The organism is Actinoplanes sp. ATCC 53533, assembly GCF_003947245.1.
The window spans coordinates 1-26,018 of sequence record NZ_QHHV01000037.1 but is presented as its reverse complement, the minus strand read 5'-3'; the positions used below and the strand labels follow the sequence as shown (position 1 = coordinate 26,018).

Sequence of the window (26,018 nt, the reverse complement as noted above, 5' to 3'; positions counted from 1 at the left end):
GACATGGAACTCACCACCGTCTGGTTCGGCCTGATCGCTGTGCTGTGGGCCGGCTACTTCCTGCTTGAGGGCTTCGACTTCGGCGTCGGTATCCTGCTGCCGATCCTCGGCCGCGACGACCGGGAACGCCGTCTGCTGATCAATACGATCGGCCCGGTCTGGGACGGCAATGAGGTCTGGCTGCTGGTCGCCGGCGGTGCCACCTTCGCCGCCTTCCCCGAGTGGTACGCCACCTTGTTCTCCGGCTTCTACCTGCCACTGCTGATCATCCTCGTCGCGCTGATCCTGCGCGGGGTCGCGTTCGAATACCGCGGCAAGCGCGACGACGCGGTCTGGAAGCGCCGCTGGGACTACTGCATCATCGGCGGCAGTCTGGTCCCGGCGCTGCTCTGGGGGGTCGCGTTCGGCAACATCGTGCGCGGGGTGCCGCTGGACGCGAACCACGAGTACGTCGGCGGGTTCTTCAACCTGCTCAACCCGTACGCGTTGCTCGGCGGTCTCACCACGCTGACGCTGTTCACGCTGCACGGCGCGGTGTTCCTGGCCCTCAAGACCGGCGGTGAGATGCGGGAGCGGGCGGGCCGGCTGGCGGCCGGCCTCGCCGTGCCGGTCATCGCGATCGCGGGCGGGTTCCTGCTCTGGACGGCCCTGGCCCACCACGATCCCGCGGGCTGGATCCTGTCAGGCGGCGCCGCGCTCGCGCTGGTGGGTGCCGCGGTCGCCACCCGGCTGCGCCGGGAGGGCTGGGCGTTCCTGGCCAGCGGCGTGACCGTCGTGCTCGCCACGTTCGCGCTGTTCGTCACGCTGTTCCCCGACGTCATGCCGTCGACCATCGCCGACGCGAACAGCCTCACCACCACGAACGCGGCCTCCACCCCCTACACCCTGCGGGTGATGACCTGGGTGGCCGTGGCGTTCACCCCCATCGTGCTCGTCTACCAGGGCTGGACGTACTGGGTGTTCCGCAAGCGGCTGACCGTCGAGCACATCCCGGTCGCGCCGGCCCCGGTGGGCCCGGGACCTACCGCCCGGGAAACGGTGTGAGGCCGCTCGATCCGCGGCTGCTCCGGTACGCCCGCCCGGCGCGGGCGTACCTGGCGGTCACGGTCGCCCTCGGCGTCGCCCTCGCCGCCCTGATCGTCGCCCAGGCGACCCTGCTCGCGCACGGGATCACGGCGGTGTTCCTGCACGGCGCGGGCGTCGCCGAACTGACGCCGGTGCTCGGGTGGCTCGCCGTCGTGGTGGCCGGGCGCTGTTTCGTGGCCTGGGCACAGGAAGTCGCCGCCGCACGCTCAGCCGCGGGCGTGAAGTCCGAACTGCGCCGCCGGGTGCTCGCCCGGCTGGCCGCGCTGGGCCCGGACCACCCGGCCCGCACCGGCGAGGTCACCACGCTGGTGACCCGAGGGCTGGACGCGCTGGACGCCTACTTCGCGCGGTACCTGCCGCAGCTCGTGCTGGCCGCGCTGATCCCCGCGATCGTCCTGGCCCGGCTGCTGCCGGCCGATCTGGTCGCGACCGCGACCATCGCGCTGACCCTGCCGCTCATCCCGGTCTTCATGGCCCTGATCGGGCTGCACACCGAGGCCGCGAATCGCCGCCAGTTCCGGTTGCTCACCCGGCTGTCGCATCACTTCCTCGACGTCGTCGCGGGGCTGCCGACGCTGAAACTGTTCGGCCGGGCCCGCGCCCAGGCCGCGACGATCCGCCGGATCAGCGGCGAACAGCGCCGGCTCACCATGCATACGCTGCGCACGGCGTTCCTGTCGTCGCTCGTGCTGGAACTGCTCGCCACTCTTTCGGTGGCTCTGGTCGCGGTCGGCATCGGGCTGCGGCTGGTCTCCGGGCACCTGGACCTGACGACCGCGCTGCTCGTGCTCATCCTCGCGCCGGAGGCCTACCTGCCGCTGCGCCAGGTGGGCGCGAACTATCACGCCAGCGCCGAAGGCCTGGCCGCCGCCACGGACGCGTTCGAGATCCTCGAGACGCCGGTCCCGGCGGCCGGCACCGCTGCGCCGCCGGCGGGCGCGCTCGCCTTCGAGGACGTCGTGGTGCGCTATCCCGGCAGGGACGGGGACGCCCTGCGGATTTCGGCGCTGATCCGGCCCGGAGAGATCGTGGCCCTCACCGGTCCCAGCGGCTGCGGCAAGTCCACCGCGCTGGCCGTGCTGCTCGGGTTTGTGCGGCCGGACTCGGGCCGGGTCACCGTCGGCGGTGTTCCGCTGTCGACAGTGGATCCCGACGCGTGGCGCTCGCGGATCTCCTGGGTGCCGCAGCGGCCGCATCTGTTCGCGGGCACGGTCCGCGACAACATCGCGCTCGGTGCCGCGGGGGACGTGGCGAAGGCCGCGCACCTGGCCGGGGTGGACACGTTCATCGACGACTACGACACGATGCTCGGCGACGACGGCACCGGGCTCTCCGCCGGGCAACGGCAGCGGGTCGCGCTGGCCCGGGCGTTCCTGCGCGACACGCCGATCGTGCTGCTCGACGAGCCCACCGCCAATCTCGACGCGGACACCGCAGCCGGCATCATGGCCGCCGTGCGACGGCTCGCGCGTGGCCGTACCGTTGTCATCGCCGCCCACCGCCCGGAGCTGATCGCCCTGGCCGACCGGGTGATCAGCCTGGCACCGGCGGGGGTGGCGGCATGACCATCCTCGCGGTCCTGCGGCCGGCCTCGGGCCGGCTGCTGCTCGCCGTGCTCGCCGGCGCCGGTGCGGCGGGCGCGGGTATCACCCTGATGGCGACGTCCGCGTGGCTGATCTCGCGTGCCGCGCTGCACCCGCCGGTCCTGCACCTGATGGTCGCGATCGTCGTCGTCCGCGCCTGCGGCATCGGCCGCGGCGTCCTACGCTATCTCGAACGTCTCCTCGGCCACGACGCGGCGTTGAGGATTCTCGGTGCGCTCCGGGTACGGGTGTTCACCCGGCTGGAGCAGCTCGCCCCGGCGGGGCTGGCCGACTTCCGCCGGGCGGACCTGGTGCAGCGCCTGGTCACCGACGTCGACGCCGTGCTGGACCTGGTGACCCGGGTGGTGCTGCCCTACGCCGTGGCCGCGCTGGTCGGGATCGGCGCGGTCGCCCTGGTCGGCACGCTGCTGCCGGCCGCCGGGCTGACGCTGGCGGCGGCCCTGGTGCTGGTCGGGATCGTGGTGCCGCTGCTGCAGTCGGCCGCCGCGCGCCGCGCCGACGGCCGGCTCGCCCCGCTGCGCGGCGAGCTCGCCACGGCCACCGTCGACCTGCTGCACGGCCTGCCCGACCTGACCGCGTACGGGTCGGTGGGGCGGCAGCTGGCCCGGCTCGACGAGGTGGACGCCCGTTTGCGCCGCGCGGAGCAGCGCTCGGCCACCGCCACGGGCGTCTCCGCCGCCGTCACCGCGCTGAGCACCGGCCTGTGCCTGCTGGTCGGGCTCGCGGCGGGTGCGGTGGCCGTACGCGGGGGTGAGCTTTCCGGCGAGCTGCTCGCCGTCGTCGTGCTCACGCCGCTGGCGGTCTTCGAGACCGCGGGCGCGCTGCCCCTGGCCGCGCAACGCTGGGCCGGGGCGCGGGCGGCGCTGCGCCGGCTGGCCGAGATCTTCGCGGCGCCCGTCCCGGTGTTCACCGTGCCCGACCCGGACGAGGTGCCCGCCGGCCCGCACACCCTGCGCCTGGAGAACGTGACCGCGGGCTGGGCGCCGGGCCACACCGCGCTGCGGAACGTCGATCTGACGCTCGCACCGGGCAGCCGGGTCGCGCTGGTCGGCCCGAGCGGATCAGGAAAGTCCACGGTGGCGGCGCTGCTGGTGCGTTTCCTCGACCCGAGGTCCGGCCGGGTCACGCTCGACGGGATCGACCTGCGCACGCTCGCGCCCGACCGGATCCGGCAGATCGTCGGCTACCTCAGCGAGGACGCGTACCTGTTCGACACGACCATCGGCGAGAACCTGCGCCTCGCCGCCCGCGAGGCGTCGATGGACGAGCTGCGTGCCGCGCTCGGGGCAGCCCGGCTGCTGGACTGGGTGGACGCCCTGCCGCGCGGGCTCGACACGTTGGTCGGTGAGCACGGCCTGGCGTTGTCCGGCGGGCAGCGCCGACGGCTCGCCCTGGCTCGGGCGCTGCTGGCCGGCACGCCGGTGCTGATCCTGGACGAGCCCACCGAACACCTCGACGACGAGACGGCGGCGGCGCTGACCCGCGATCTGCTGGCGGCCGCCGCCGACCGCACGGTCCTGCTGATCACCCACCGCACGGACGACCTGGCGGCGGTTGACGAGGTGATCACCCTGACCGCCGGACGAATGCGAGACGCGGGCACCCGAGACCTCGTGCTACCTCTTGCGGCGGGACCTTCGGCCTGTCGATGATCAGGACTCCTGCCCCTGATCGGCCGGGCACTGCGGCGGTCCGGCAGGCCCGCACGGTCGGGACCTCAGTCCACGCCGGTGTGGTCGTTCGCCTGTGGGCACCCCCTCGGCGAGGGAGAAAGCTCAGTCTCATCGAAAGACAACCACGAAGGGACGTGAGTTCGATGACACTGACCACCGGCGCCGAGGCCCTGTTCACGAGTCCGCTGCAACCCTCCGAGGAGCCCACCCCGAGCCAGATCGATGCCGCCATCAGTGCCAGCCTCCGGGCTCACCACGGTGTCCGTGGATGCGCGGCCGCGTGTGCCGCCGAATACGGCGAGCACCCGGAGACGGCCGCGCGCCGAATGCGCTGGGCTCTCGCCGAGGTCGACACTCTTCTGCACGCGTTTGCCGCCGCCTGACGACTGCGGCGGATACTGATGGGGCTGAGCCCGGATTCGGCCTGGCGGCCCCGCCTTCCCAGGCCCTTGGACTCTCGGCCGGCGGCCGATCGGCCCTGTCGTGGGCGTGCCGGCAAGGTGCACGATCAGGTGGAAGGGCGGGAACGCCCGGAACCACGGCCGGTAGACATGCGGCAACTACCCGAACAGGGTGAGGCGGACCGAGGGATTCCCCGCGCCTACATGCGAGGTTCGACTCCTCGCCCGGCCACCATATTCCCGGCTGCCCTGGTGCGGCGCCTCCGGCTTCGCACCGCGAGGATCGCGGCTGCGGCGACGGCGGCGAGGTTGACGGCGCCGGCGACGTAGATGGCCCTCGGTAAGGCGGCGAGGTCGCCGTCGCCGTGTCGTCGTATCCGGACGGTTGCCCACCGTGGCCAGAATCCGCGACCTACTCAGTCCTCAAGCGCGCGCCGCCCGGCCCGACGAAGTCTGATCGCCGATATACCCCGCGACATCTCACACATTCTGCGAACGCCCCGCGCGACCGGCCGAAGTTCCGCCAGCTGAAGGACACTAGCCTCTGTCCGCCGGCCGCCCGGAGGACGATCCTGGGCGCAACAGCGGAACGCGACGGGAGGCCACAATGAGCGCTCAGGTCGGTGACAGGATCTTCGTCGAACTAGCACAGTACGAGGTGACGTCATGACCAAGCTGGCTGGTGCGCCCGTCGTAGCGGGAGTGGACGGGTCAGCGCGGAGTCTGGCCGCGGTGAGGGCTGCCGCAAGCGAGGCGATCCGGCGCAACCGGCCGCTGCGCCTCGTCCATGCGTTCGGCTGGCCACCGGTCGCCGCCTCGTTGACACCTGACATGTCTGAGCCGGTGCGCCAAGCGGCCCGCGAGCGCGCGACGGCGGCGCTGCGCGAAGCGGAAGCTACTGCTGCGAACGCGGAGCCGCGAGTGGCCGTCACGTCCGCCATCGTCGAGGAGACGCCGGCCGCGGCGCTGCGTGCCGAGAGCCGGCGTGCCTTCATGCTCGTCCTAGGCGACCGAGGTGCCGGTGGCTTCACCGACTTGCTGGTCGGATCGGTGGCGGTGCAGACAGCGGCGCACAGCTTGTGCCCGGTCATGGTGATCCGTGGCGAACAGCACATGGGCGGTCCGGTGGTGGTGGGAATCGACGGATCGGCCACGTCGGTCCAGGCGCTGGACTTCGCCGCCGAGATCGCCGCGCTGCGGAGCGCGGAATTGATCGCGATCCACGCGTGGAGCGTCGACGACAGCACCGAACTCACCGACACCTTGCCGATGAACTGGGAGAACTGGGCACCGGGTCCGACCGAACGGCGGGTCTTCGCCGAGGCCCTGGCGGGGCTGGGCGAGCGTCACCCCGAACTGGTGGTCCGCAGGGAAATGCCCGAAGGCCCGGCCCGTCGCCTGCTGGCCGAACGGTCGGCCGGGGCGCAACTGCTGGTGGTCGGAGGCCGTGGGCACGGTGGCTTCGCAGGCTTGCTGCTCGGCTCGGTGAGCCAGTATCTCGTGCACCACGCCGCCTGTCCGCTCGTCGTGGTCCGTCAGGCCGGGTCGTAGGGCATACCGGGCTGAGACGAAGATGGGAGGTCTTCGGTGGAACACCGCTTCCCTCGTCGGGACCTGCTGCGCTGGGCCGGAAATGGAGCCTTGGCGCTCGGTGTCGCCGGTACCGGGATGCTGGCTTACCGGGCGGAGGATCAGTGCGTCATCGGCCCCGACCGAGGTGACGCGTTCCGGGGTTGGCACACCTGGCGTGCGGTGCCCGGACCATCCGGCCTGGTCGCCGCCGCGCTGCTGGCCGCGAGCCCGGCTGCCGCCACCACCGGTCAGGAGTCGTGTTGCTGCTGGCCGGGGCGGTGCCGTTCGCCATCCTGACGTGGTGGAGCCTTGTCGTTCCGCTCGCCGGTGGGCTGGCGGTGGTCAGCGGCATCACCGCCATGTCCCGCCCCGGACACCGTGCCCCAGCGGATCCGGCTGCCGGAAACCGCCGCCGAGTCGGGTCAAAGGACCCTACTCGTCCATCGATGACGTGTTGATCATTGAGGTAGGTCCTCGTGGCGAGGGCCGGGACGACGTCTCGGAGGTCACGCCATGACGTACATCGGTTCCACCATCCCCGTCCACATCCGCACTCACGGCGCTGTCCCGCCGGAGGCAACGGATTACGCGGTGGAGAAACTCGACGCGGCCCTGCAGCACGCACCGGATCCCGTGGTCGCCTCCTGGGTCACCCTGGATGCGGCAGCGCCCGGCGACCGGGTCGACGCCCACGTGAACATCAGCGGCATCCACGTGCACGTGCACGCGGTGGGGGAGACGTTGCAGGAAGCCACGGACATCATGCAAGAGCGGCTCCGGTCCCGGCTGCGCCGCATCCGTCGCCGGCACGGTCACGACACACCCATCGCGTTCTGACGCCGTCGCCCGGCGGTGGGCGCCGCAGGATGAGCGTCGCCGGATGGCAGAGACCGGGGACCAACGGCCCTGATCGCGTTAGCAGCGGATAGCTAATCTGTGAATTGAGATGAGGAAGGGAGGTTGCGATGACCACCACGACTACCCGGTCCGCCAAGCGCACCGAGCCGGCCAAGCCTGCCGCAGCTGTCGAGGAGCGGCGCGAGCGTACGCGCCACATCGGCCGCGAGATCGGCACCCTTGCGGTGAATGTCTACGAGCGCGGGGTCGCCGACCTCGTCGCGTTCGAGAAGGACGCCGCGAAGGTTACGCCGTACCCGTGGGCGAAGAACGCTCACCTTGAGCGCCGGGCTCGTCGAGGACGTCGGCGCGGCCTACGTCCGGACGGCCCGCCAGATCCTTCGGTGAACCGCCACCCGTCAACGGCCCGGGGTCAATCCCCGGGCCGTTCTCCGTCCCGGGCCCGCCGTTCCCTCCTGCGTCGGCCGATCGTGGTCTCGGCCATGGCCGCGTAGACCTCGCCGAGGGCCTGACGTTGCCGTGCGGTCAGGTTCGGATCGGCGGCGATGGCAGTGAGCACAGCCGGCGGCCCGGGCTCCACCGGTGCGGCTTGCTTCATCATCGCGTCGGCTGTGGTCCGCAGCGATGTCGCGATCGCGTGCAACACCCGCTCGGACGGGGCGCGCAATCCGCGTTCGATCTGGGACAAGTACGGGTTGGAGATGCCGACCATCGACGCCAGCTGCCGCATTGACAGCTCGGCCAGCTCGCGTTGCCGCCGGATGATCTCTCCCAGCGTCACCGGGTTGTCCTGGAACTCCATCGTGCATGCAGCTTAACCGCCTGGCGCGCCTGGGTCAGCGGCTTGCGACCGGCGGGGGCGCGGTGGCCAGCTGGTGCTCAGCCAGGGACAGGTACAGACGAGCCCGGTCCCGCTGTTTCTCCTCCGACCGCGACAGCGCGGCCGCGCAGGACGACAGCCGCCACCGCCACTGCGCCGTGATCCGCAACTGCCGGTCCGTCATCCGCCGGTAGCGGTGATCTCGGCGAGCGGCCAGGCGCAGGACTCGGTCGGTCTCCCGGGCCAGCCCGGCCCGCCACTTTTCGTGGCAGCGCTCCGCCTCGTGCAGGCAGGCCACGGCCTGCTCGTTCCAGTCGAGCTGACAATGCCTGTAGCCGGGCGGTACCCACACCGGCCAGTATCGCGGATCGCCGTCGCGGGGGGCGATGAGCCGGCCGGCGCAGGGCACGACGCCGTTGCGACCGGCCCGTGGGCAGGCCCCGTTGGGAGCCGGTCCGCGGCAGGCACCTGTTACCTCTCCAGTGGCCGGGCTCCGGATCTCGACTGCGCGTGTGTTCATCGTTCCCGCCTCCTCGCACAGCGTGGCTGGCGACTCTTCTACCTCCAATGTCGTCGCGGCCCAGGCAAGGTCAGCAGGGTCGAATGGGCCACCCCGGACGGCCAGTCGGCAGTGCGGAAGGCACGCGCCCAGGGACCTTCGCCCCTACAGATGGCACCGCTCAGGGTTTCGACTGGAGGCGAGGTGAACAGCTGTGACCACGAACGTCAAGCCAGGCATGCCAGCGGCCCGCGTGTTGGTGTACTGGTTGCCGCTCGGCGCCGGCGGGCACGTGGTGCGTTGGAACGGCCGGCTTTTCGAGGCGATCGCGGCTCGGCGCGAGCATCGGCCGGCCGCCGGCCTCTACCACAGCGCCCTGGAGATCATCGTCGACGGCGACAGCTCCGTCATCGAGATGGCACCGGTCTGGGCCACCCGCGCCGCCGACCGCGGCGTCGTCGTGCGGGGCCCGGTCGGTCTGCCATGGCTCGGCCGGTTCGCCGCGTTCCGATACGAGGTTCGACGGTGGCGCGACGGGGTCATCCCCGACATCGCCGAAGCCGTTGACAGCCCCTGCCTGGCCGGCGACGATGCCGCACGCGCCCGGCAGCTGCTTGAACTCGTACCGCAAGCACCACCTGTCACCTGGGGACGCGACGAACTCCGCACCGGCGACATGTGGAACTCCAACTCACTGATCGCCTGGCTACTGGCCAGCAGCGGGCATGACATGACCAGGATCCGGCCACCCGCCGACGGCCGCCTGCCGGGCTGGCAGGCCGGCCTGGTCCTCGCCGGCCGGCGACCCTTCAGGGCGCGGCGCGCTGCCGCGTCAGACCGCGATGGGAGGCCATCATGATCACCAAAACCGTACGCAGCCGACCGCCTAGGGCGGCGCGCATCTTCGGCTATACCATCGCGGCCGCCGTGAACTTCGCGCTGCTCTACCTGGTCAACGTCCGGCCCGGCTGGGGTGTGGTGCCGTTCCTGACCGCGGACACCCGCCAGGTGCTGGTCCTGTTCAACCTGTCGCTGGTCGCGGGGATCGCTACCAACCTGGCGTACGTGCTCTACGACGCGCCGAGGTGGAAGGCTCTGTGGGATCTGGTCGCTAATGGCATCAGCCTCGCCGTCCTGATCAAGGTGTGGGCGGTGTTCCCGTTCGCCTTCGACGCGCAGGAGTGGACCCTGGTCACCCGCACCCTCTTGATAATCGCGATGGTGGGCACCGCGATCGCCATCCTCGCGCAGGCCATCTCGATGACCGGCGGCACCATCCGCTCGGTCTCCGGTCGCACCTCATAGAGCGAGACTCACCACAGGGACGTGATCAGGCCGAGACTGTCGTCGGAGGACCGTGGCCGCACCCCCTCCTTTGCCGAGGACGTTGGCACCGCCGGTTACGCAAGCCCGTGCTGGGACCTTTGGCCCTGTCCGCACCGCCGCCGGCAGGGCTGTGATGGGCAGGGACGGACAGCTCAGGGAGGCTGGCGATGAACGACATCGGCACGCATGCAGCGGAACAGCCGAAGCAGGGTGACTCGACCGGCCTGGATCTCCTGGCTTGTGTCCGTGCGGCGACGGCCGCGCCCTCGCTGCACAACAGCCAGCCATGGCGTTTCCGTATCGCAGCGCGGACGGTCGATGTGTACGCCGACCCGCGCCGGCAGCTGGAAGTCCTCGACCCGGCGGGGCGCGAGCTGCTGATCAGTGTCGGCGCGGCAGTGTTCACCCTGCGGCTCGCCATCCGCGGCGCCGGGCACCTCAGCGATCTGAAGCTCTTTCCCGTCGCGGCGGAACCGGACCTCGTCGCCCGGGTCAGCGTAGGACGGCCGATGGCGCCGACTCCGGCCGCCGAGGCGCTGGTCGCCGCCATCCCGCACCGGCACACGAACCGGTGGCCGTTCGCCCGCTCCGTCGTGCCGGCCGACGCGGTCGAACGCCTGGCAGACGCCGCCCGTCGCGAAGGTGCGACCCTCACCGTCGCCAATCCGGTCAGCCGTACCACGATTCTCAATCTGTCCCAGGAAGCCGACCGGGTACTGCGATCGAAGGGGCTCTACCGCGCTGAGCTGGCCCGATGGACGAGTCCGCGCGAGGGCCGTGGCGACGGCGTACCGATGACGGCGGTGGGGCCGTGGGACGCGCTGGAGATCCTGCCGATCCGCGATTTCGGTCTGCTGCAGCCGCGCCTCGACCGGGCGGCCGCTGAGTTCGAGCCGTATCCGACCATCATGGTGCTTTCCACCGACGGCGACACCAGGCGCGACTGGGTCAGTGCCGGGCAGGCCCTGCAGCGAGTGCTGCTCACCGCGACCTGGCAGAACCTGTCCACCACCCCGATCAGCCAGCCGGTGGAGATCCCGGCGGTCCGCCGATTGCTGACAGACATCCGTGCCGGCCGATGGGCCCAGATGGTGCTTCGCGTCGGCTACGGCCGGCCGGCGACGGCGACGCCGCGGCGTCCACTCGCCGAAGTGCTTCTCCCCGACGACTGGGAGGAGCCGTGAGTCGGCGTCCGCCGGCGCCGGTGTGGGTGCGTCTCCTCAGGTGCTCGTAGTCGCCGATCCGGCCACCGCGTCGACGCGGAAGACCGGGAACTGGGCCGCGACCTCCTCGAAGGCCCCGACAGCGGCGTGCCGGTCCACCGGGATGTGTGGGCGTGCACCCGGTGCCACCTGCAGGTAACGACGCAGGATCGGCGCGCGCGACGCCGGGTCGACTTCCTCGAGATGCACGGGTGTACGGCTGCCCGCGCGGAGAACGGCTGCCCCACCAGCCGCCCGCACATTCGCGACCCAACCGGTGCCGGGGCCGAGCATCGCCACCAGGTACCGATCGCCCTGGTATTCGACGGGCACCAGCGGAAGCGAGATGAGCCGCCCGGTGCGCCGTCCGCGAACCTCCAGGGTCAACAGGCGGCTGCGCCACAGCCCCGTCGAGGCGACGAAGGCTCCGACCTTGTTCATCATCGACGCCAGGCGGTTCGGGCGACCTGACCGGTACATCCAGCGGGTCATCCGGCCGGGCCGCCGGTCTCGGGGCTGCGTGTCCATCACTCTTCTCCCACTCTCGAGCGGTCTCCACCCGATCCTGCCGAGACCGGGCCGAGACGTTCAGTGCCGGAAGTCCTCTTACGAAGGCCACGCCGGCCTGCGGCGTCGCGGCCGGACCGACGAACCGGGGGTGAGTAGGGCCGTTCAGCACTATCCCGCGGGGCGCAGTCGTGCGGCAAAGTGGATCGGAAGGCGTCGCTCAGCCCACCAGTTCGCAGGCGCGTTCGACCACCGCTGGGACGGCGGCGGCGACCGGCGGGGTCAATCCCTGGCCGAAGCCGAACTCGGTGCCGGAGACGGCGAGCACAACCAGCCGGCGGGGGAGCCGACCCAGCGCCTGCCCGAGCGCGACGGTGCTGCCCAGGCTGATGGCGTGGGAGCCGGCAGAGTGGTCGTCGGCGAGCTGGTCCAGGGCGTCGAGGGCGAGTTCGTGGCGGTTTCCGGCGTGGTGGTCCTCGTCGAGTACGGCGTCGACGACGACAGCGAGGTCGGTGCCGGTCCACAGGTCGATGAGCCGGGTGGGTTCGCCGTCGCTGACCCGCAGGTCGACCCCGGCCAGCCGCGGGTCGGTGGCCAGCCGGTCGATCAGTGCGGCGACGACCAACGGGCCGAACCCGTCGTCGCGGCGGTAGTCGTTGCCGACGCCGATCACCACGCGAGGGCCGGCGTGGTGCGGGCTCACCGGCGTTCCACCGTGAGGTCGAGGTAGTGCGTCGAGCAGGAGATGCACGGGTCGTAGTTGCGGATGGCCTGCTCGCACTGCCAGGTGAGGTGTTCGTCGTCGAGGTCCAGCCGGCCGGCGACGAATCGGCGCAGGTCGTCCTCGATGCTGGCCTGGTTTTGTGAGGTGGGCGGGACGATGCGGGCGGAGGTGATCAGGCCGTCGGCGTCCAGGCCGTACCGGTGGAACAGGATGCCGCGCGGCGCCTCGGTCGCGCCGTAGCCGACCGCCTGGCGGGGCGGAACATCCACGAAGGACCTGGCGGGTGGTTCGTACCGGTCGATCAGCCGGATCGCCTCGTCCAGCGCATACACGGTCTCGACCGCGCGAACGACGATGCTGCGGTACGGGTTGCGGCACTCCGCACCCAGCCCGGCCGCGTCCGCCGCCTCGAGCGCGAGCGGGGACAGCCATTGCCGGTTCAGGGTGTAACGGGCGGCGGGCCCGACGGCGTAGCGGCCGCCCCCGGCGAGCCGGGCGTGCAGGGCGGTGGAGTGCGGCACCTGTTCCTCGACGATGTGGTCCTCGAACCGTTGCACGTCGAAGGTGCGGCCCGCGGTGGTCGCGATGCTGCCGGACCCGATGGCGTAGCGCCCGGGGCTGACCAGGGCCAGCAGTTCGTGGTCGTGGTGGAAGTCGGGAAAGTCGAATCCGGCCACCCAGCGCACCGTCTCCAGGGCCTGATCGAGGGAGACGCGCAGCTTTGCCCGCAGCGGCGCCAACTCGCCCGGTGATGGCGTCCGGTAGAAGCCACCCACGCGCACGTTGATCGGATGGATCGCCCGTCCGCCGAGCAGCTCCACGATCTCGTTGCCGGCCTTCTTCATCGCCAGGCCGCGCTCCACGAGGTCGCGGCGGTCCTTGGCCATCTCCAGCGCGCTGGGGTAGCCCAGGAAGTCCGGCGCGTGCAGCAGATAGATGTGCAGGGTATGGCTCTCGATCCACTCTCCGCAGTAGAGCAGGCGGCGCAGGTCGGCCACGGCCTGGTCCACAGTCACGGCGCAGGCGTCCTCGATCGCCGCGCACGCGCTCATCTGGTACGCGACCGGGCAGATCCCGCAGATGCGTGCGGTGATGTCCGGCGGCTCGGTGTGCCGGCGCCCGCGCAGCAGGGCCTCGAAGAAGCGCGGTGGCTCGTAGATGTCGAGGCGCACGTCTTCGACGGTGTCACCGCGCACGCGGACGTGCATGGCGCCTTCGCCCTCCACCCGGGCCAGCGAACGCACGTCCAAAGTCCGATCGGCGCGGTGTGTCATGGTCTCCTCCGATCCGGCTCGTCGCGAGCGTATTGACCGCTGAGCAGGTGACGGTAGGGCCAGAAGTCACGGTTGGGATTCCGCACTGATGACCGGTTCGGGTCCATCGGCAGCGCCGCCGGGACCGTAGCCCCTGATCAACTCGTCTGCGGGGGCGTTGGCTTGCAGACATGTCCCGGATCACCCGGGCCGAACCCCAGAAGCAGCTGGAGGATCCCATGAAGTATTCGCCCCCCGGCACCGCCGGCAGCATCGTCGACGTTGCGCCGCACTACGACAACTTCATCGGCGGCAAGTGGATGCCGCCGACAACCGGTCAGTACCGTACCAATCTGAGCCCGGCCACCGCGGGCGCGATCACGGAGATCGCCCATTCGGCGCCGGCGGATGTCGAGCTGGCGCTCGACGCCGCGCACAGTGCGGCGCCCGCGTGGGGCGAGCTTGCCCCGGCCGCCCGGGCCGAGGTGCTATTGGCGATCGCCGACGCCATCGACAAGAACAAGGAGATGCTGGCCGTCGCGGAGAGCTGGGAGAACGGCAAGCCGGTCCGAGAGACCCTGAACGCTGACATCCCGCTGGTCGTGGACCATTTCCGCTACTTCGCCGGCGCGGTGCGGGCCGAGGAGAACCGGTCCACCGAGATCACCAAGGACCTGGTCGCCTACCACTTCCGCGAACCGCTCGGCGTGGTCGGCCAGATCATCCCCTTCAACTTCCCGCTGCTGATGGCCGCCTGGAAGCTGGCTCCGGCGCTGGCCGCCGGGAACTGTTCGGTGCTCAAGCCGGCCTCGCCGACGCCATGGTCGATCCTCAAGCTGCTCGAGGTCATCGAGGGAGTGGTGCCGCCGGGTGTGATCAACGTGGTGAACGGTCCGGGCGCCGAGATCGGCAAGGCCCTGGCGACCAGCAAGCGGATCGCGAAGATCGGCTTCACCGGGGAGACCGAGACGGGCCGGCTGATCATGAGGTACGCGGCGGAGAACCTGATCCCGTCGACGGTGGAGTTGGGCGGAAAATCGCCGAACATCTTCTTCGCCGATGTGATGGACCACGACGACAAGTTCCTCGACAAGGCCATCGAGGGTCTCGTGCTGTACGCGTTCAACAAGGGCGAGGTGTGCACCTGCCCGTCGCGGGCGCTGATTCAGCAGGACATCTTCGACGCGTTCATGGATCGTGCGATCGGTCGCATCGCGGCGATCCGGCAGGGCAACCCGCTGGACACCGAAACCCAACTGGGTCCGCAGGTCTCCGCGCGGCAGCTGGAGACGATCGCCGGGTACGTCGACATCGGCCGCAAGGAGGGTGCCGAGGTGCTGATCGGCGGGGCTCCGGCGGTGATCGGCGGCGACTTCGCGGACGGCTACTTCTACCAGCCGACCGTGCTCAAGGGCGACAACCGGATGCGGGTCTTCCAGGAGGAGATCTTCGGCCCGGTGCTGGCCGTGACCACGTTCAAGGACGAGGCCGACGCGCTCGCGATCGCCAACGACACGCCCTTCGGCCTCGGCGCCGGGGTGTGGACCCGCAACGGCAACCGCGCCTACCGGATGGGCCGCGGCATCAAAGCCGGCCGTGTCTGGACGAACTGCTACCACCAGTACCCGGCGGGAGCGGCATTCGGCGGCTACAAGATGTCCGGCATCGGCCGGGAGACCCACCTGATGATGCTGGACCACTACAGCCAGACCAAGAACCTCCTCGTCAGCTACAGCGACGACGCGCTGGGTCTGTTCTGAGCCGGGGGATGAGATGACGACATCGATCGGTGTCGTCCGGGAGGCAGCCGTGGGTGAGTGCCGGGTGGCGCTCACCCCCGACGGCGCCGGACGACTACAGAAGCTGGGACTACGGGTGGTCATCGAGACAGGCGCGGGGGAGAGCGCCTGGTTCGACGACGCGGACTACGTCGCGGCGGGTGCCGCGATCGGCAGCCGGGAGCAGGTGTACGCCGAGAGCGACGTGATCGTCTGCGTGCGGCCGCCCGCGGATGCCAGGTCGGCACGCACCGGCGTGATGGTGGTCGGGCTGCTCGGCTTGCTGGCCGATCCGGCACTCGCCGAACAACTGGCGGGTGCGGGCCTGACCGCGGTCAGCGTGGATCTGCTGCCGCGCACGCTCAGCCGGGCGCAGGGGATGGACGCGCTGACCTCACAGGCCAACGTGGCCGGTTACAAGGCCGTCTTGGTCGCTGCCGGCGCGTACGGTGGCTACCTGCCGATGCTGATGACCGCAGCCGGCACCACCCGCCCGGCCCAGGTGCTCGTGCTCGGCGCCGGTGTCGCGGGGCTGCAGGCGATCGCGACCGCGCGGCGGCTGGGCGCCATGGTCACCGGCTACGACGTCCGCGAGGCTGCGCAGGCGGACATCGCCTCGACCGGCGCTGCGGTGCTCGACCTGGCCGCCACGGCCGGGAACGGCGAGGGCGGCTACGCCCGCCGGCTGACCGACGAGGAGGCACAGGCGCAGCAGGGCGCCCTGGACGCGGCGATCGGCCGCTTCGACATCGTGATCACCACCGCCCAGGTGCCCGGCCGCCGGCCGCCGCTGCTGGTCACGGTGGATGCGCTGGACCGGCTGCGGCCGGGTGCGGTGGTGGTCGACCTGGCCGCGAGCGAGTTCGGCGGCAACGTCGCCGGATCGCAGCCGGATACCACCTGGGTGACGCCTCGTGGCGTGACGGTGATCGGCGCCGGGAACCTGCCCGCCTCCGTGCCGCAGGCCGCGTCCACCGCGTACGCCCGCAACATCTGCGCCCTGCTGCCGGTCCTGCTCGCCGACGGCGAGATCCGGATCGACTTCGGCGATGAGGTTCAGGCCGGTGTGGTCGTCACCCATGACGGCACGGTAGTCCACCCCCAGGTGCGGGCGGCCCTCCAGAAGAAAGAGGTGCGGTCATGAGCGTGCTCTTGATGGCTGACATCACGGTGTTCGTGCTCAGCTTGCTGGTCGGCTTCGAGGTGATCAGCAAGGTCCCGGCGACGCTGCACACGCCGCTGATGTCGGGCGCCAACGCCATCCACGGCGTCGTCCTGGTCGGCGTGATGCTGCTCGCGGCGAGTGCCAACACCCTGGCGGGATACCTGTTGCTGCTGGTCGGTGGCGCGTTCGCGGCGATGAACGTGGCCGGCGGCTACGTGGTCACCGACCGCATGCTCGCGATGTTCCGCACCCGCAAGGAAGTGCACTCATGAACACCTTCGACACCGTCGTCCACCTGGTGTACCTCGCCTGCGCGGTCTGCTTCGTGATCGGCCTGCACCTGATGAACGCCCCGGCCACGGCCCGCCGCGGCAATCTGCTCTCCGCAGCCGGCATGGCCGTGGCGGTGGCCACCACGGTGGCGGTGCTCGCCTGGAACGGCGACATCACGGCACTGGCGATCGCCGCACTCACACTCGGCGTCGTGGGCGGCACCGTGGCCGGCCTGATCACCGCCCGCCGGGTCAAGATGACCGACATGCCGCAGCTGGTGAGCCTTTTCAACGCCGTCGGTGGCGGCGCCGCCGCGCTGATCGCGTTCGGCGACGCCGTCGCGCACACCGGCCACCTGGCAGGCCTGCCGCTGCAGACCAGCCTCACCACCGTGCTCGACCTGATCATCGGTGGGATCACCTTCAGCGGTTCGCTGATCGCTTCCGGCAAGCTTGCGGGCAAGGTTCCCGGCCGGCCGATCCTGATCGCGGGCGGGCGGGGCATCTCGGCGCTGCTCGTCTTGACCGCAGCCGTGCTGTCCGTGCTGTTCGTGGCCGGTTACGGCGGGATGCCGGCACTGATCGGGATCACTGTGGCGGCTCTCGGCTTCGGGGTGTTGATGACTCTGCCGATCGGCGGCGCCGACATGCCCGTGGTCATCTCGCTGCTGAACGCATTCACCGGCACGGCGGTCGCGATGGCCGGCTTCGTCCTCGACTCCAGCCCGTTGATCATCGCGGGCGCGTTGGTCGGCGCGGCCGGTGGCATCCTCACCAAGCTGATGGCCGACGCGATGAACCGGTCGATCGGCGCGATCATCGCGGGAGGCTTCGGCACGGGCGACGAGCAAATCAGCGGCCCGGCGGGCGCCACCGGGACGGTACGGGAGATCACCGTCGACGACGCGGCCATTCAGCTCGCGTACGCCGCCAAGGTGGTCATCGTGCCCGGCTACGGTTTGGCAGCCGCGCAGGCCCAGCACGAGGTTGTCGCCCTGGCGCAGGCGCTGACCGAGAGAGGCGTGGAGGTCAGCTATGGCATCCATCCGGTCGCCGGCCGGATGCCCGGCCACATGAACGTGCTGCTGGCCGAGGCGAACGCGCCCTACACCGAGCTCAAGGACCTCGAGGAGATCAACCCTGAATTCCCCCGCACTGACGTGGTGCTGGTCGTCGGCGCCAACGACGTCACCAACCCGGCGGCGCGCCGCCCCGGCAACCCCGTCTCCGGCATGCCGATCCTCGACGTGGACAAGGCCAAGAGTGTCATCGTCATCAAACGCTCCCTCGGCCACGGCTACGCCGGCATCGACAACGAGCTCTATAGCGACCCGCACACCGCGATGCTGTTCTCCGACGCCAAGGCAGGCCTCGCCGCGCTCCTGGCCGGACTGCACGCGTACGCCGCATGACTCCAGCACCGAACCAGACAGTCCCCGTCTGCCCGGCGATCCCGGGAAGGGCCGGAAGCCTCGGCCGGCGGGGAAGGTCGGGCCCTCTGGCCCTGCCCGTGCCCGCGTGGCGCTTCTAACGTCGGGTGAAAGGAGGTTCGTGATGAAGAACTGGACAGTGGATGACGTGATGACCGAGGCGGTCGTGTCGGTGGATGGGACTGCCTCCTACCGGTCGGTGGTCGACCTGCTCGTCGAGCGGCGGATCAGTGCTGTGCCGGTGATCGACGAGTTCCAGCGGGTCAGCGGCGTGGTGAGCGAGGCGGACCTGTTGCGCAAGATCGAGTACGCCGGCGACGAGGAGCCGCGGCTGTTCGAAGGGCGCCGCAAGCGTGGCGAACGCGGCAAGGCCCTCGCCTCGACCGTGGCCGACCTGATGAGCGCACCCGCGGTGACCGTCCTGTCCGGGACATCGATCCCGGCGGCGGCGCGGTTGATGGACGCCCAGAAGGTCAAGCGGCTGCCGGTGATCGACGACCTGGGCCGACTGGTGGGCATCGTGACCCGTGGTGACCTGCTCAAGGTGCACCTGCGCCCGGACGACGACATCCGGGCGGATGTGGGCGCCGCGATCGCGGGCGCGGCACTTGCCGCGCCGGCCGGGAATCTCGAGGTCGCGGTCGCCGACGGGGTCGTGACCCTGACCGGCCGTGTCGAGCGGGCCACGGCGGCGGCCACGGCGGGGAGCCTTGCTCGGCAGGTGCCCGGCGCCGCCGAAGTGATCAACAAGCTCACCTTCGACTACGACGACCGGGTCATCATCGGCTCCGGAATCGGCTACGCCGCCCGCTGAGCGGCACCGCAGCTCGTGGGACGGCTCAGTTCACCGTGCGGATGGTCGCGGTGGCCCCGTTGTTCCACGGGCTGGCTTCGGCCAGCCGGGTAACGGTTGTGGTCTTGCCGCTGACCTCGAGGTCCAGGCTACCGGCGGTGAGCGTGGCGGCCCGGCGGAAGGCGAAGGTGTGGGTGATCGTGCCGCGGTGATACGGCACTACGAGGACGGGGCACTTGGTCCTGCCGAGGATGCCGAGTGGTGGTGCCGAGCGGCCCGTGACCTCGTGTGTGAAGACTCGTTCAGTGTCGCGCCATCTCTCCGAAGGCGTTGGCCCTGCCGAGCCAGAAGCGGCAGTCAGCACGGTTGTTCAGGTTGGCTATCGCGAGGGAATAGCACCGACGCGATTTGGCTAGGCTTTCTTTCCGAGTCCGCCGCATCCCACTCACCTTTCCTCGTCGTGGACCTGCCGATGCCTGACGCGGCGGCAGGTCCACCTCCGACTGTGCCGAATTCGCCGGTTGGCAGGCAGAGGAGAAGGTCACCGGGATCCGGGTGACCTTCGCCCCTCCAGCGGCGGAATTGTTGTCGGTGACGCTGAGGTGTCCTCCGGGTCGCGAGCGATGGCGGACATCGCCGCTGCTGGCGGTGCGACTGTCAGGGGAGATCCGCCGTGCGCAGCCGGCGCAGCATGGCATCCGGTTCGGCGCCGACGGGCGCGAGCCGGAGCTTGGCGTCCACTGCGACGACGCCGCCAGGACCGGCAAGCACGGGGTTGAGGTCGAGTTCGGCGATCTGAGGCAGGTCCTCGGCGAGGCGGCCGAGGCGCAGGAGCAGATCCTCCAGCGCGACCGTGTCGATCGGGTCTGCACCGCGGTAGCCGGTGAGCAGCGGAGCGGAGCGCAGGCTGCGCCACATCCGGCCGGCGTCCAGGTCGGTCATCGGAACGAGGCGTAGCGCACGGTCGTCGAGCAGATCGGTCTGGACTCCACCGAGACCGAGTAGCACAACGGAACCGAACAGCGGGTCGTGAGCCAGGCCGGCGACGAGTTCCACCGGCGCCTTGACCTGTCGTTGCACGAGGACGCCCCGACCAGGTCGGCCGGCGGCAGCGACGCCTTCGAACGAGGCCCGAACGGCAGCCGCGTCGGTGAGTCCCAGCCTGACGCCGCCGGTGTCGCTCTTGTGCACCAGATCGGGATCGGCCGACTTCAGCACTACGGGGTAACCGAGGCGCTCCGCCGCCGTGACCGCCGCGACGCTGGTCAAGGCGGTTACCGCCGGCAGGATCGCGATGCCGTAGGCGGCCAGAACGGCGGCCGTCTGGTCATAGGATTGCCAGCCGGCCTTGTCCCTCAGCGCATCCCGCACAAGCGTTTGGGCATGATCGACATCGATGCCGGTCAGCTCAGGCCGCCGGCCCAGCGGCTGGCGACGCCAGCTGGCGTACGAGCTGGCCTTGGCGAGCGCCGCGACTGCCCGCTCGGGCAGGTCGAACACCGGTGCGTCACGGCGGCCGAGGATCGGCGGGCCGTTGTGGTTTCCGACGAGCACCGCGGCGACGGTGAGATCGGGATGGGCATCGACGACCGGACCGAGCGCGGTGAGGATGGCGGCCGGCGAGTTGGCGCGGGTGCCGATGACGACGAGCAGCAGCGCGTCGGCCTCGCCGCTGTCCGCGACAGCCGCCGCAGCAGCTGCGAAGGCGGCTGGGGATGCCCCGGCACCGAGATCGATCGGGTTGTCCGGGCTCGCCGAGCCCGGTGCCGCCTCGATGACTCGCAGCCTCGTCGCCGAGCCGAGAGCGGGCACCGCGAGCCCGCTCGCTTCCGCCGCATCGGCGGCCAGCACGTTGAGACCACCGGCATTGCCGACGACCGCCAGGCGGTTGCCGGCGGGCAGTGGTTGATCGGTGAGGATGCGCGCCGCGTCGAGCAGTTCACCGAGGCTCTCGGTACGGACCACTCCCGCCTGCGCGAACAACGCGTCCACGGTGGCCGCGGGCGCGGCTGCGGCGGCGGTGTGCGACGCCCCGGCGCGCTGGCCGGCTCCGGACCGGCCGCTCTTGAGGGCGAGCACAGGCTTGCGCCGCGACAGCGCCCGCACCGTACGGGCGAACTTGCGGGGGTTGCCGAACGATTCGAGGTAGAGCGCGACGGCATGGGTGGCCGGGTCGTCGTACCAGTACGCGATCAGGTCGTTGCCGCTGACGTCGGCCTTGTTGCCGAGCGATACGAACGAGGAGATGCCGCATCCGGTGCGGATAGCGTTGTCCAACAGCGCGATCGCCACCGCTCCCGACTGCGATGCGACGGCGAGGCCGCCGGCCGGCGGCGGTGCCGGAGCGAAGCTGGCGTTGAGCCTGACCCGCGGGTCGGTGTTGATGACACCCAGGCAGTTGGGGCCCACCAGGCGGATGCCGTGGGCACGGGCAAGGCGGAGGAGCTCATGCTGCCGCTTGCGTCCTTGGGGACCGTCCTCGCCGAAGCCCGCGCTGAGCACTACGGCGCTGTGCGCGCCGGCCCCGGCCGCCTCGGTGAGTACCGTACGGACCTGGTCGGCGGGGACCGCGATGACCACGAGGTCCACCGGCTTCGGGAGTTTCGCGATGGATCGGTAGGCGGGGACGCCGTCGACCGCTCTACCGCTGCGATTGACTGCGAACAGCGGACCGGCGAAGCCGTATTCGCGCAGCGCCCGCAGCGTTTCGTGACCGACCCCGCCGCGGCGGTGCCCGGCGCCGACGACGACGACCGATTCGGGAGCGAGCAGCCGTCGCAGGGAGGCGCGCTCGGCGGTGCGGTCTCGCACGTCGATGGCCTGCTGCGTGGCCTCGTCGTAGTTCGTCGCCAAGCGAATGTCGACGATGCCGTCCTGGAGATCCGACCGGGATCGCGCGCTGAGGTCCCGGGCGACCCGCAGCATGCGGGCGTTACCCGGCAACACCTCACCGGTCAGTTCGGTGATGCCGTAGGCATGCGCCCTGGCCGCGAGATCCTCCAGCAGCAGCGTTCCGATTCCTCGGCCCCGGTGTGCGTCGGCCACGAAGACGGAGAACTCACCGCGGTCATCCGCGCCGTCGGTGCGCTCGCAGGCGGCGACGCCGACCAGCGTGTCGCCCTCCGCGGCGAGGATGGCGACATGCTGGTCGGACTCGGGCTGGCACAGCCGGTCGATCTCCGCGCCGAGGATGTCGCCGCTGGGCCGGGCGAAGAAACGTAGTCGCAGGCTGTCCGGGGATGCGTCACCGTACAGTGTGGACAGCGCCCGGCGGTCGCTGTCGCGGATCGCACGAATGGTGACGATGCCGCCGTCCGCGGTCAGCGCGTCCGCGCTTCCCGGCTCCAGAGCCAGCAGGTCATCGGTGTCGACGATCAGTTTCCTGGAACGCACAGTCTCACCCTTCCTGTCCCCGTGCTGAGGTCGGTCGGGTCCCTGATCGCGCCCGGAGTCACGGCGACGCCCGGTGGGTCGGCGGATCGGCAGCCGATGGTCCGTCTTGACGACGGTGGGTCTGGTGGTCTCTGCCACCGCTGTGTGCATCTCGGTGCCGCATCCGGCGGGCCCGTCGGGCGTCGCACGCTCATCATTCATCGGTGGTGCCGCCCGCGACCAGAGGCCATCGGCCCGGTGTTTCAGGGTCCCGCCAAGGGCCGTTCGGCCCTTGGTGCGGAACGCCGGGGCAGGTATTACGAAGTGATGATCCGTGTCTTTCTGCTTGACGACCACGAGGTAGTTCGTCGTGGCCTGGTCGATCTGCTGACGGCCGCCGGCGACATCGAGGTGGTCGGCGAGTCTGGCTCGGCGTCCTCGAACGCATCCGCCATGGCGTCGAGGCGCCCCGCGAACTGTCCCTGCTGAGCGTGCAGGAACGAAGGACTCTCGAGTACGTGGCGGAGGGTTTGACCAACCGTGAGATTGCGGCCCGGATGTTCCTCGCCGAGAAGACCGTCAAGAACTACGTCTCCAGCCTGCTCGCCAAGTTGGGCTTTGAACGCCGCACCCAGGCCGCGGTGCTCGCCACCCGGCTTCTCGGTGAACACCCGCCCCGGTCAGTCGCCGCCCGCCAGGAGGTCACGACGGCTGGGACGAACGGGCCTTGAACTCTGTCCGGCGCGGCCCGGGCGAGGGAGCGTGAGTGTGAACGGTAGGTGACTCGAGGAGGTCACGATGAACACATTGGGCACGAACGCCGTCACGGAGCAACCCATGGACGACGTCGAGAGAGTGACTTTGGAACCCCGCGTGATCGTCGGGTTGCGGCAGCGGGTGACGGTGGCGGAGTTGAGTGGGTTCTTCGCCCGTGCGATCCCGGCCGTCGCCGGTGAGCTCGCCCGGGCGGGCACCCGCCCGACCGGTCCGCCGGTCACGGTGTACCGCAACGAGGAGGCCGGTCACTTCGATGTGACCGTTGGGTTCCCCGTGACCGACGCACCGGCGTTCATCACCGCGTTGGTGCGTGAAGTGCTGCCCGGCGGCCCGGCGGTCCGCGCGCTGCACGTCGGGTCCTACGAGACCTTGTCGCAGACATACGCGGGTCTGAGCCACTGGTTCAACCGGCGCAGGTTGCTGCCGCCCGACATGATGTGGGAGGAATATCTCGCCGGGCCCGGATCGGTGGACGAGAGCGAATACCTCACCCGCGTCGTCTATCCGCTGCGCTGATCGCTGCCCCACGCCCGATGGGCGTGGACCCTCGACCCGGGCGGGTCCAAGGGCCCGCGTGGACAGTGCCGCTGCCTCTGCCCGGCGGCGGGCGGCCGAGCGACGATCAGCTCAGGCACGAAAGCCCGGGAGACGCCGTCACCCGCGATCGAGGACCTGATCGACCGGCTCTGGCAACGCGGGAGATGACCGATCCGTCCGAAAGGGCACACCACGGAACTTACCGACGGTGGCTGCACGGCACAGTGAACCGCTGTCACGTACAGAAAGGCAAGGCCATGACCGCTTATCATCCGAGCGGGGTGACCCCGCAGGACGACGAGGCCGAGCTGCGGCAACTGGCCGTCGAGCAACTGCGCAAGAAGCGGGATCTGCAGGCGCATCTCATCGCGTACCTGCTGGTGAACGCCTTCCTGAACGCCATCTGGCTGCTGACGAACCCCGAGGGCTTCTACTGGCCGATGTTCCCCCTGTTCGGCTGGGGCATCGGCGTCGCCTTCCACGTCTGGGACGTCTACGCACCGGCGGAGCCGGCGGAGAGCCGCATCCAGCGGGAGATGAAACGCCTCGAAGGACACTGACCGCCGAGAGCCGATCGGGCGAAGGCAGGCGGCCGCACCGCCGCTGAGGTGCTGCACGATGCGACGCTGTCCGAGGGGATTTGTCATGGTGAGGCAGGCGAACACGAATGTGCTCGAGGCGGCCTGGCGGGATCGAGCGGGGTTCTGCGGCGTCGAGGTCCTCGATCAGCCGGCTGGATCGATCGATCTCGCTCAGCGTGCCCACCTGCGCGCCGTGGCGGTACGGATCAAAATCGCGCATGACCTGCTGGTTGCCTTCGCCGACGAGTATGCCCCGTTCCCGGGCGAGCTCGTCGCTGCGCAGACCCGCGAACTGGTCGCTGTCCGGATTTTGCTTCAACGCTACGGCGCCGGTGACCCGGGAACGGGCGTGGAACCGCGTCTGGTCACCGAAGCCGAGACTCGGCACGACTTCGAGCGGCTCAGGGCACGAGGCCGGGCTAGCCGGTCCGCGGCGCTGCGGGTGGTTGCGGAGACGCTCCGGGAGATGGTGGAGTTCTTGGAGCCAGTACTGCCGGGTCTTACCGCCCCGGACGTGCGTAACGTGTACCTCCAGCTCTGCGTCACATCGCTGCGCCAGTTGCGTGTCGTGCAGGCATGGAGTGCCCGCCGGTGAGTGCCTCGCGATATTCCTGGACACGGCTCACGCGATCATGCGCGGTCTGACGACCCAGGCCCGGGCTCACAGCCCAGGCCCGGGCTCACAGCGGCTCACCCTCCGGCCGGCCGAGCGGGACGGCGGCGACCGAGCACGGGGCATCGGCGGACACGGTGCGCGGTATGTCGCCGGTCCGGGCGCGGCTGACCATGCCGCGGCGCTTGTCGCCGATCACGAGGAGCCGAGCACCGGTTCCCGCCCGGGTCAGGCCCTGGGCGACCGAGCCGGTCATCACCGCTCGCCGGATCGCCACCGACGGGTACTTCAACGCCCACGGCTCGACCTCTTCGGCGAGCAGTCCCAGCGCGTGCGGTTCGGTGGCGAAGTGAGTGGAGAGCGTCGTCTCGTCGTAGAAGTAGTCGTCCCGACTCTCTGCCGACACATGCACGGCGGCCAGCGGGAAGTGATGCTCCGCGGCGTACGCGAAGGCGAACTCCACTGCGCCCCGCGCCGCTGGGCTGCCGTCCACGCCGACCACCACGTGCCCAGCCAACGGAGCGTCCCGGCCCGGGCGGCTCGGCCGGACCACGACGACCGGGCAGTGCGCGTGCCGGAGCACTCGCCGCACCGTACTGCCACCGCCACCAGCGCCGATCACCAACAGGCCGACGCCGGTGGAGGCGTCGACCAGGTGGATCGACGGATCGCCACTGCGAACTTCGAGGACGACGCGCTGCCCACCGAGCCGCGAGCGGGTGTTCACTAAGCACGTAGGCAGAATTCCGGTACGTAACTGGTGACGGGCGGTACGCGGACACGCTCAGCAAGAGGGACATAACAACGTAAAGACCCCGCCGCGGGTTCGGATCAGGTTTCCACACAAGAGCCTGAACCCCGACGAGGTCACCGTCAGTATGCGCCCCGCGCACGTCTACGCCAGCATGTCCGCGCAGCAACACACCGAACTGATTACCGCCCTGCACGGGCCTTGGCGTAACGCCACCCGGATCATGATGGTGGTGCTATCAGCGGCCGGCTGGTCCGCGAGCGAGATCGCCGATCTGCTGCACTACGACCCGAAAACCGTTCGCGCCTGGATCGCCCGCCACCACGCCGAGGGCCTCGCCGGGCTACCCGACCGGCCCCGATCAGGACGGCCCCGCAAGGGCAGCCCCCGCCTCGGGCAACGCATCCACACCCTGCTGCAGACA

The 26,018-nt window shown here is 70.4% G+C and carries 26 protein-coding genes and 1 pseudogene; 19 read left to right on the top strand and 8 right to left on the bottom strand.

Features of this window, described 5'->3' with window-relative positions; genetic code table 11:
- Positions 1-3: 3 nt before the first annotated feature.
- The 6 genes from cydB to DMB66_RS14015 all read left to right on the top strand — a co-directional run bounded on the left by cydB (position 4) and on the right by DMB66_RS14015 (position 7,173).
- Positions 4-1,044 carry a cytochrome d ubiquinol oxidase subunit II gene (gene cydB, locus DMB66_RS14040; RefSeq protein ID WP_125804514.1) on the top strand — a complete coding sequence of 347 codons (1,041 nt, stop codon included), beginning with the start codon at positions 4-6 and terminating at the stop codon, positions 1,042-1,044.
- Positions 1,041-2,651 carry a thiol reductant ABC exporter subunit CydD gene (gene cydD / locus DMB66_RS14035; protein WP_125804513.1) on the top strand — a complete coding sequence of 537 codons (1,611 nt, stop codon included), beginning with the start codon at positions 1,041-1,043 and terminating at the stop codon, positions 2,649-2,651. Before cydB ends, cydD begins: the two co-directional genes overlap by 4 nt.
- A complete protein-coding gene (gene cydC / locus DMB66_RS14030) occupies positions 2,648-4,342 on the top strand; it encodes a thiol reductant ABC exporter subunit CydC (protein ID WP_125804512.1) in 1,695 nt (564 codons plus the stop codon). Before cydD ends, cydC begins: the two co-directional genes overlap by 4 nt.
- A gap of 164 nt (positions 4,343-4,506) precedes the next feature.
- Complete coding sequence (locus DMB66_RS14025; protein ID WP_125804511.1) at positions 4,507-4,746, top strand: hypothetical protein; 240 nt, start codon at positions 4,507-4,509, stop codon at positions 4,744-4,746.
- A gap of 684 nt (positions 4,747-5,430) precedes the next feature.
- On the top strand, positions 5,431-6,315 hold the full coding sequence (locus tag DMB66_RS14020; RefSeq protein ID WP_125804510.1) for a universal stress protein: 885 nt from the start codon (positions 5,431-5,433) through the stop codon (positions 6,313-6,315).
- 534 nt (positions 6,316-6,849) lie between these two features.
- Complete coding sequence (locus DMB66_RS14015) at positions 6,850-7,173, top strand: HPF/RaiA family ribosome-associated protein (RefSeq protein WP_125804509.1); 324 nt, start codon at positions 6,850-6,852, stop codon at positions 7,171-7,173.
- Between the two features lie 433 nt (positions 7,174-7,606).
- On the opposite strand, the gene DMB66_RS14010 is transcribed toward DMB66_RS14015, so the two are convergent.
- Both DMB66_RS14010 and DMB66_RS14005 read right to left on the bottom strand, forming a co-directional pair.
- A complete protein-coding gene (locus tag DMB66_RS14010; RefSeq protein WP_125804508.1) occupies positions 7,607-7,996 on the bottom strand; it encodes a helix-turn-helix domain-containing protein in 390 nt (129 codons plus the stop codon).
- Between the two features lie 34 nt (positions 7,997-8,030).
- Positions 8,031-8,534 carry a hypothetical protein gene (locus DMB66_RS14005; protein WP_125804507.1) on the bottom strand — a complete coding sequence of 168 codons (504 nt, stop codon included), beginning with the start codon at positions 8,532-8,534 and terminating at the stop codon, positions 8,031-8,033.
- A gap of 193 nt (positions 8,535-8,727) precedes the next feature.
- Here DMB66_RS14005 and DMB66_RS14000 point away from each other — a divergent pair, with 193 nt between their 5' ends.
- The 3 genes from DMB66_RS14000 to DMB66_RS13990 all read left to right on the top strand — a co-directional run bounded on the left by DMB66_RS14000 (position 8,728) and on the right by DMB66_RS13990 (position 11,023).
- Positions 8,728-9,372 (top strand): hypothetical protein, encoded by a 645-nt coding sequence (locus DMB66_RS14000; RefSeq protein ID WP_199752319.1) that lies wholly within the window; start codon positions 8,728-8,730, stop codon positions 9,370-9,372.
- Positions 9,369-9,818: a hypothetical protein gene (locus DMB66_RS13995; protein WP_199752317.1), complete on the top strand. Its 450-nt coding sequence runs from the start codon at positions 9,369-9,371 to the stop codon at positions 9,816-9,818. The genes DMB66_RS14000 and DMB66_RS13995 overlap by 4 nt, the downstream gene beginning before the upstream one ends.
- Positions 9,819-10,006: 188 nt before the next feature.
- Positions 10,007-11,023, top strand: coding sequence for a nitroreductase family protein (locus DMB66_RS13990; RefSeq protein ID WP_125804506.1), 1,017 nt, complete (start codon positions 10,007-10,009; stop codon positions 11,021-11,023).
- Positions 11,024-11,059: 36 nt separating this feature from the next.
- On the opposite strand, the gene DMB66_RS13985 is transcribed toward DMB66_RS13990, so the two are convergent.
- The 3 genes from DMB66_RS13985 to DMB66_RS13975 form a co-directional block, all read right to left on the bottom strand.
- The gene (locus DMB66_RS13985) at positions 11,060-11,569 is read right to left on the bottom strand and encodes a nitroreductase/quinone reductase family protein (RefSeq protein ID WP_233624541.1); all 510 of its coding nucleotides are present in this window, start codon (positions 11,567-11,569) and stop codon (positions 11,060-11,062) included.
- 199 nt (positions 11,570-11,768) lie between these two features.
- A complete protein-coding gene (locus DMB66_RS13980) occupies positions 11,769-12,251 on the bottom strand; it encodes a hydrogenase maturation protease (protein WP_125804505.1) in 483 nt (160 codons plus the stop codon).
- Positions 12,248-13,546 carry a Ni/Fe hydrogenase subunit alpha gene (locus DMB66_RS13975; protein ID WP_125804504.1) on the bottom strand — a complete coding sequence of 433 codons (1,299 nt, stop codon included), beginning with the start codon at positions 13,544-13,546 and terminating at the stop codon, positions 12,248-12,250. The genes DMB66_RS13980 and DMB66_RS13975 overlap by 4 nt, the downstream gene beginning before the upstream one ends.
- 218 nt (positions 13,547-13,764) lie before the next feature.
- On the opposite strand from DMB66_RS13975, the gene DMB66_RS13970 reads away from it, so the two are divergent.
- From DMB66_RS13970 to DMB66_RS13950, 5 genes are all read left to right on the top strand, one after another.
- Complete coding sequence (locus DMB66_RS13970; protein ID WP_125804503.1) at positions 13,765-15,285, top strand: aldehyde dehydrogenase family protein; 1,521 nt, start codon at positions 13,765-13,767, stop codon at positions 15,283-15,285.
- Positions 15,286-15,298: 13 nt separating this feature from the next.
- Positions 15,299-16,447 carry an NAD(P) transhydrogenase subunit alpha gene (locus DMB66_RS13965; RefSeq protein WP_125804502.1) on the top strand — a complete coding sequence of 383 codons (1,149 nt, stop codon included), beginning with the start codon at positions 15,299-15,301 and terminating at the stop codon, positions 16,445-16,447.
- Positions 16,444-16,740, top strand: a complete 297-nt coding sequence (locus DMB66_RS13960) for an NAD(P) transhydrogenase subunit alpha (RefSeq protein WP_125804501.1) — start codon at positions 16,444-16,446, stop codon at positions 16,738-16,740. Before DMB66_RS13965 ends, DMB66_RS13960 begins: the two co-directional genes overlap by 4 nt.
- Positions 16,737-18,152 (top strand): NAD(P)(+) transhydrogenase (Re/Si-specific) subunit beta, encoded by a 1,416-nt coding sequence (locus tag DMB66_RS13955; RefSeq protein WP_125804500.1) that lies wholly within the window; start codon positions 16,737-16,739, stop codon positions 18,150-18,152. Before DMB66_RS13960 ends, DMB66_RS13955 begins: the two co-directional genes overlap by 4 nt.
- Before the next feature lie 142 nt (positions 18,153-18,294).
- Complete coding sequence (locus DMB66_RS13950; RefSeq protein ID WP_125804499.1) at positions 18,295-18,984, top strand: CBS domain-containing protein; 690 nt, start codon at positions 18,295-18,297, stop codon at positions 18,982-18,984.
- 25 nt (positions 18,985-19,009) lie between these two features.
- Here DMB66_RS13950 and DMB66_RS61140 read toward each other — a convergent pair whose 3' ends face one another.
- Both DMB66_RS61140 and DMB66_RS13945 read right to left on the bottom strand, forming a co-directional pair.
- Positions 19,010-19,183 carry a hypothetical protein gene (locus DMB66_RS61140; protein ID WP_158647229.1) on the bottom strand — a complete coding sequence of 58 codons (174 nt, stop codon included), beginning with the start codon at positions 19,181-19,183 and terminating at the stop codon, positions 19,010-19,012.
- Between the two features lie 437 nt (positions 19,184-19,620).
- The gene (locus tag DMB66_RS13945) at positions 19,621-22,692 is read right to left on the bottom strand and encodes a bifunctional GNAT family N-acetyltransferase/acetate--CoA ligase family protein (protein ID WP_233624540.1); all 3,072 of its coding nucleotides are present in this window, start codon (positions 22,690-22,692) and stop codon (positions 19,621-19,623) included.
- On the opposite strand from DMB66_RS13945, the pseudogene DMB66_RS13940 reads away from it, so the two are divergent.
- The 4 genes and pseudogenes from DMB66_RS13940 (at position 22,663) to DMB66_RS13925 (ending at position 24,825) form a co-directional block, all read left to right on the top strand.
- Positions 22,663-23,066 (top strand): annotated as a pseudogene (locus tag DMB66_RS13940) (response regulator transcription factor). The gene DMB66_RS13945 and the pseudogene DMB66_RS13940 sit on opposite strands and share 30 nt — an antisense overlap.
- 67 nt (positions 23,067-23,133) lie before the next feature.
- The gene (locus DMB66_RS13935) at positions 23,134-23,628 is read left to right on the top strand and encodes a GyrI-like domain-containing protein (RefSeq protein ID WP_125804498.1); all 495 of its coding nucleotides are present in this window, start codon (positions 23,134-23,136) and stop codon (positions 23,626-23,628) included.
- A 278-nt stretch (positions 23,629-23,906) separates the two neighbouring features.
- Positions 23,907-24,209, top strand: a complete 303-nt coding sequence (locus DMB66_RS13930) for a 2TM domain-containing protein (protein WP_125804497.1) — start codon at positions 23,907-23,909, stop codon at positions 24,207-24,209.
- 85 nt (positions 24,210-24,294) lie between these two features.
- On the top strand, positions 24,295-24,825 hold the full coding sequence (locus DMB66_RS13925; RefSeq protein WP_125804496.1) for a DUF2202 domain-containing protein: 531 nt from the start codon (positions 24,295-24,297) through the stop codon (positions 24,823-24,825).
- An 85-nt stretch (positions 24,826-24,910) separates the two neighbouring features.
- On the opposite strand, the gene DMB66_RS13920 is transcribed toward DMB66_RS13925, so the two are convergent.
- Positions 24,911-25,570, bottom strand: a complete 660-nt coding sequence (locus DMB66_RS13920) for a universal stress protein (RefSeq protein WP_158647228.1) — start codon at positions 25,568-25,570, stop codon at positions 24,911-24,913.
- Between the two features lie 151 nt (positions 25,571-25,721).
- Between DMB66_RS13920 and DMB66_RS13915 the strand changes: the two genes are divergently transcribed.
- On the top strand, positions 25,722-26,018 hold a 297-nt coding region (locus DMB66_RS13915), incomplete at its 3' end, for a helix-turn-helix domain-containing protein (protein ID WP_148112735.1).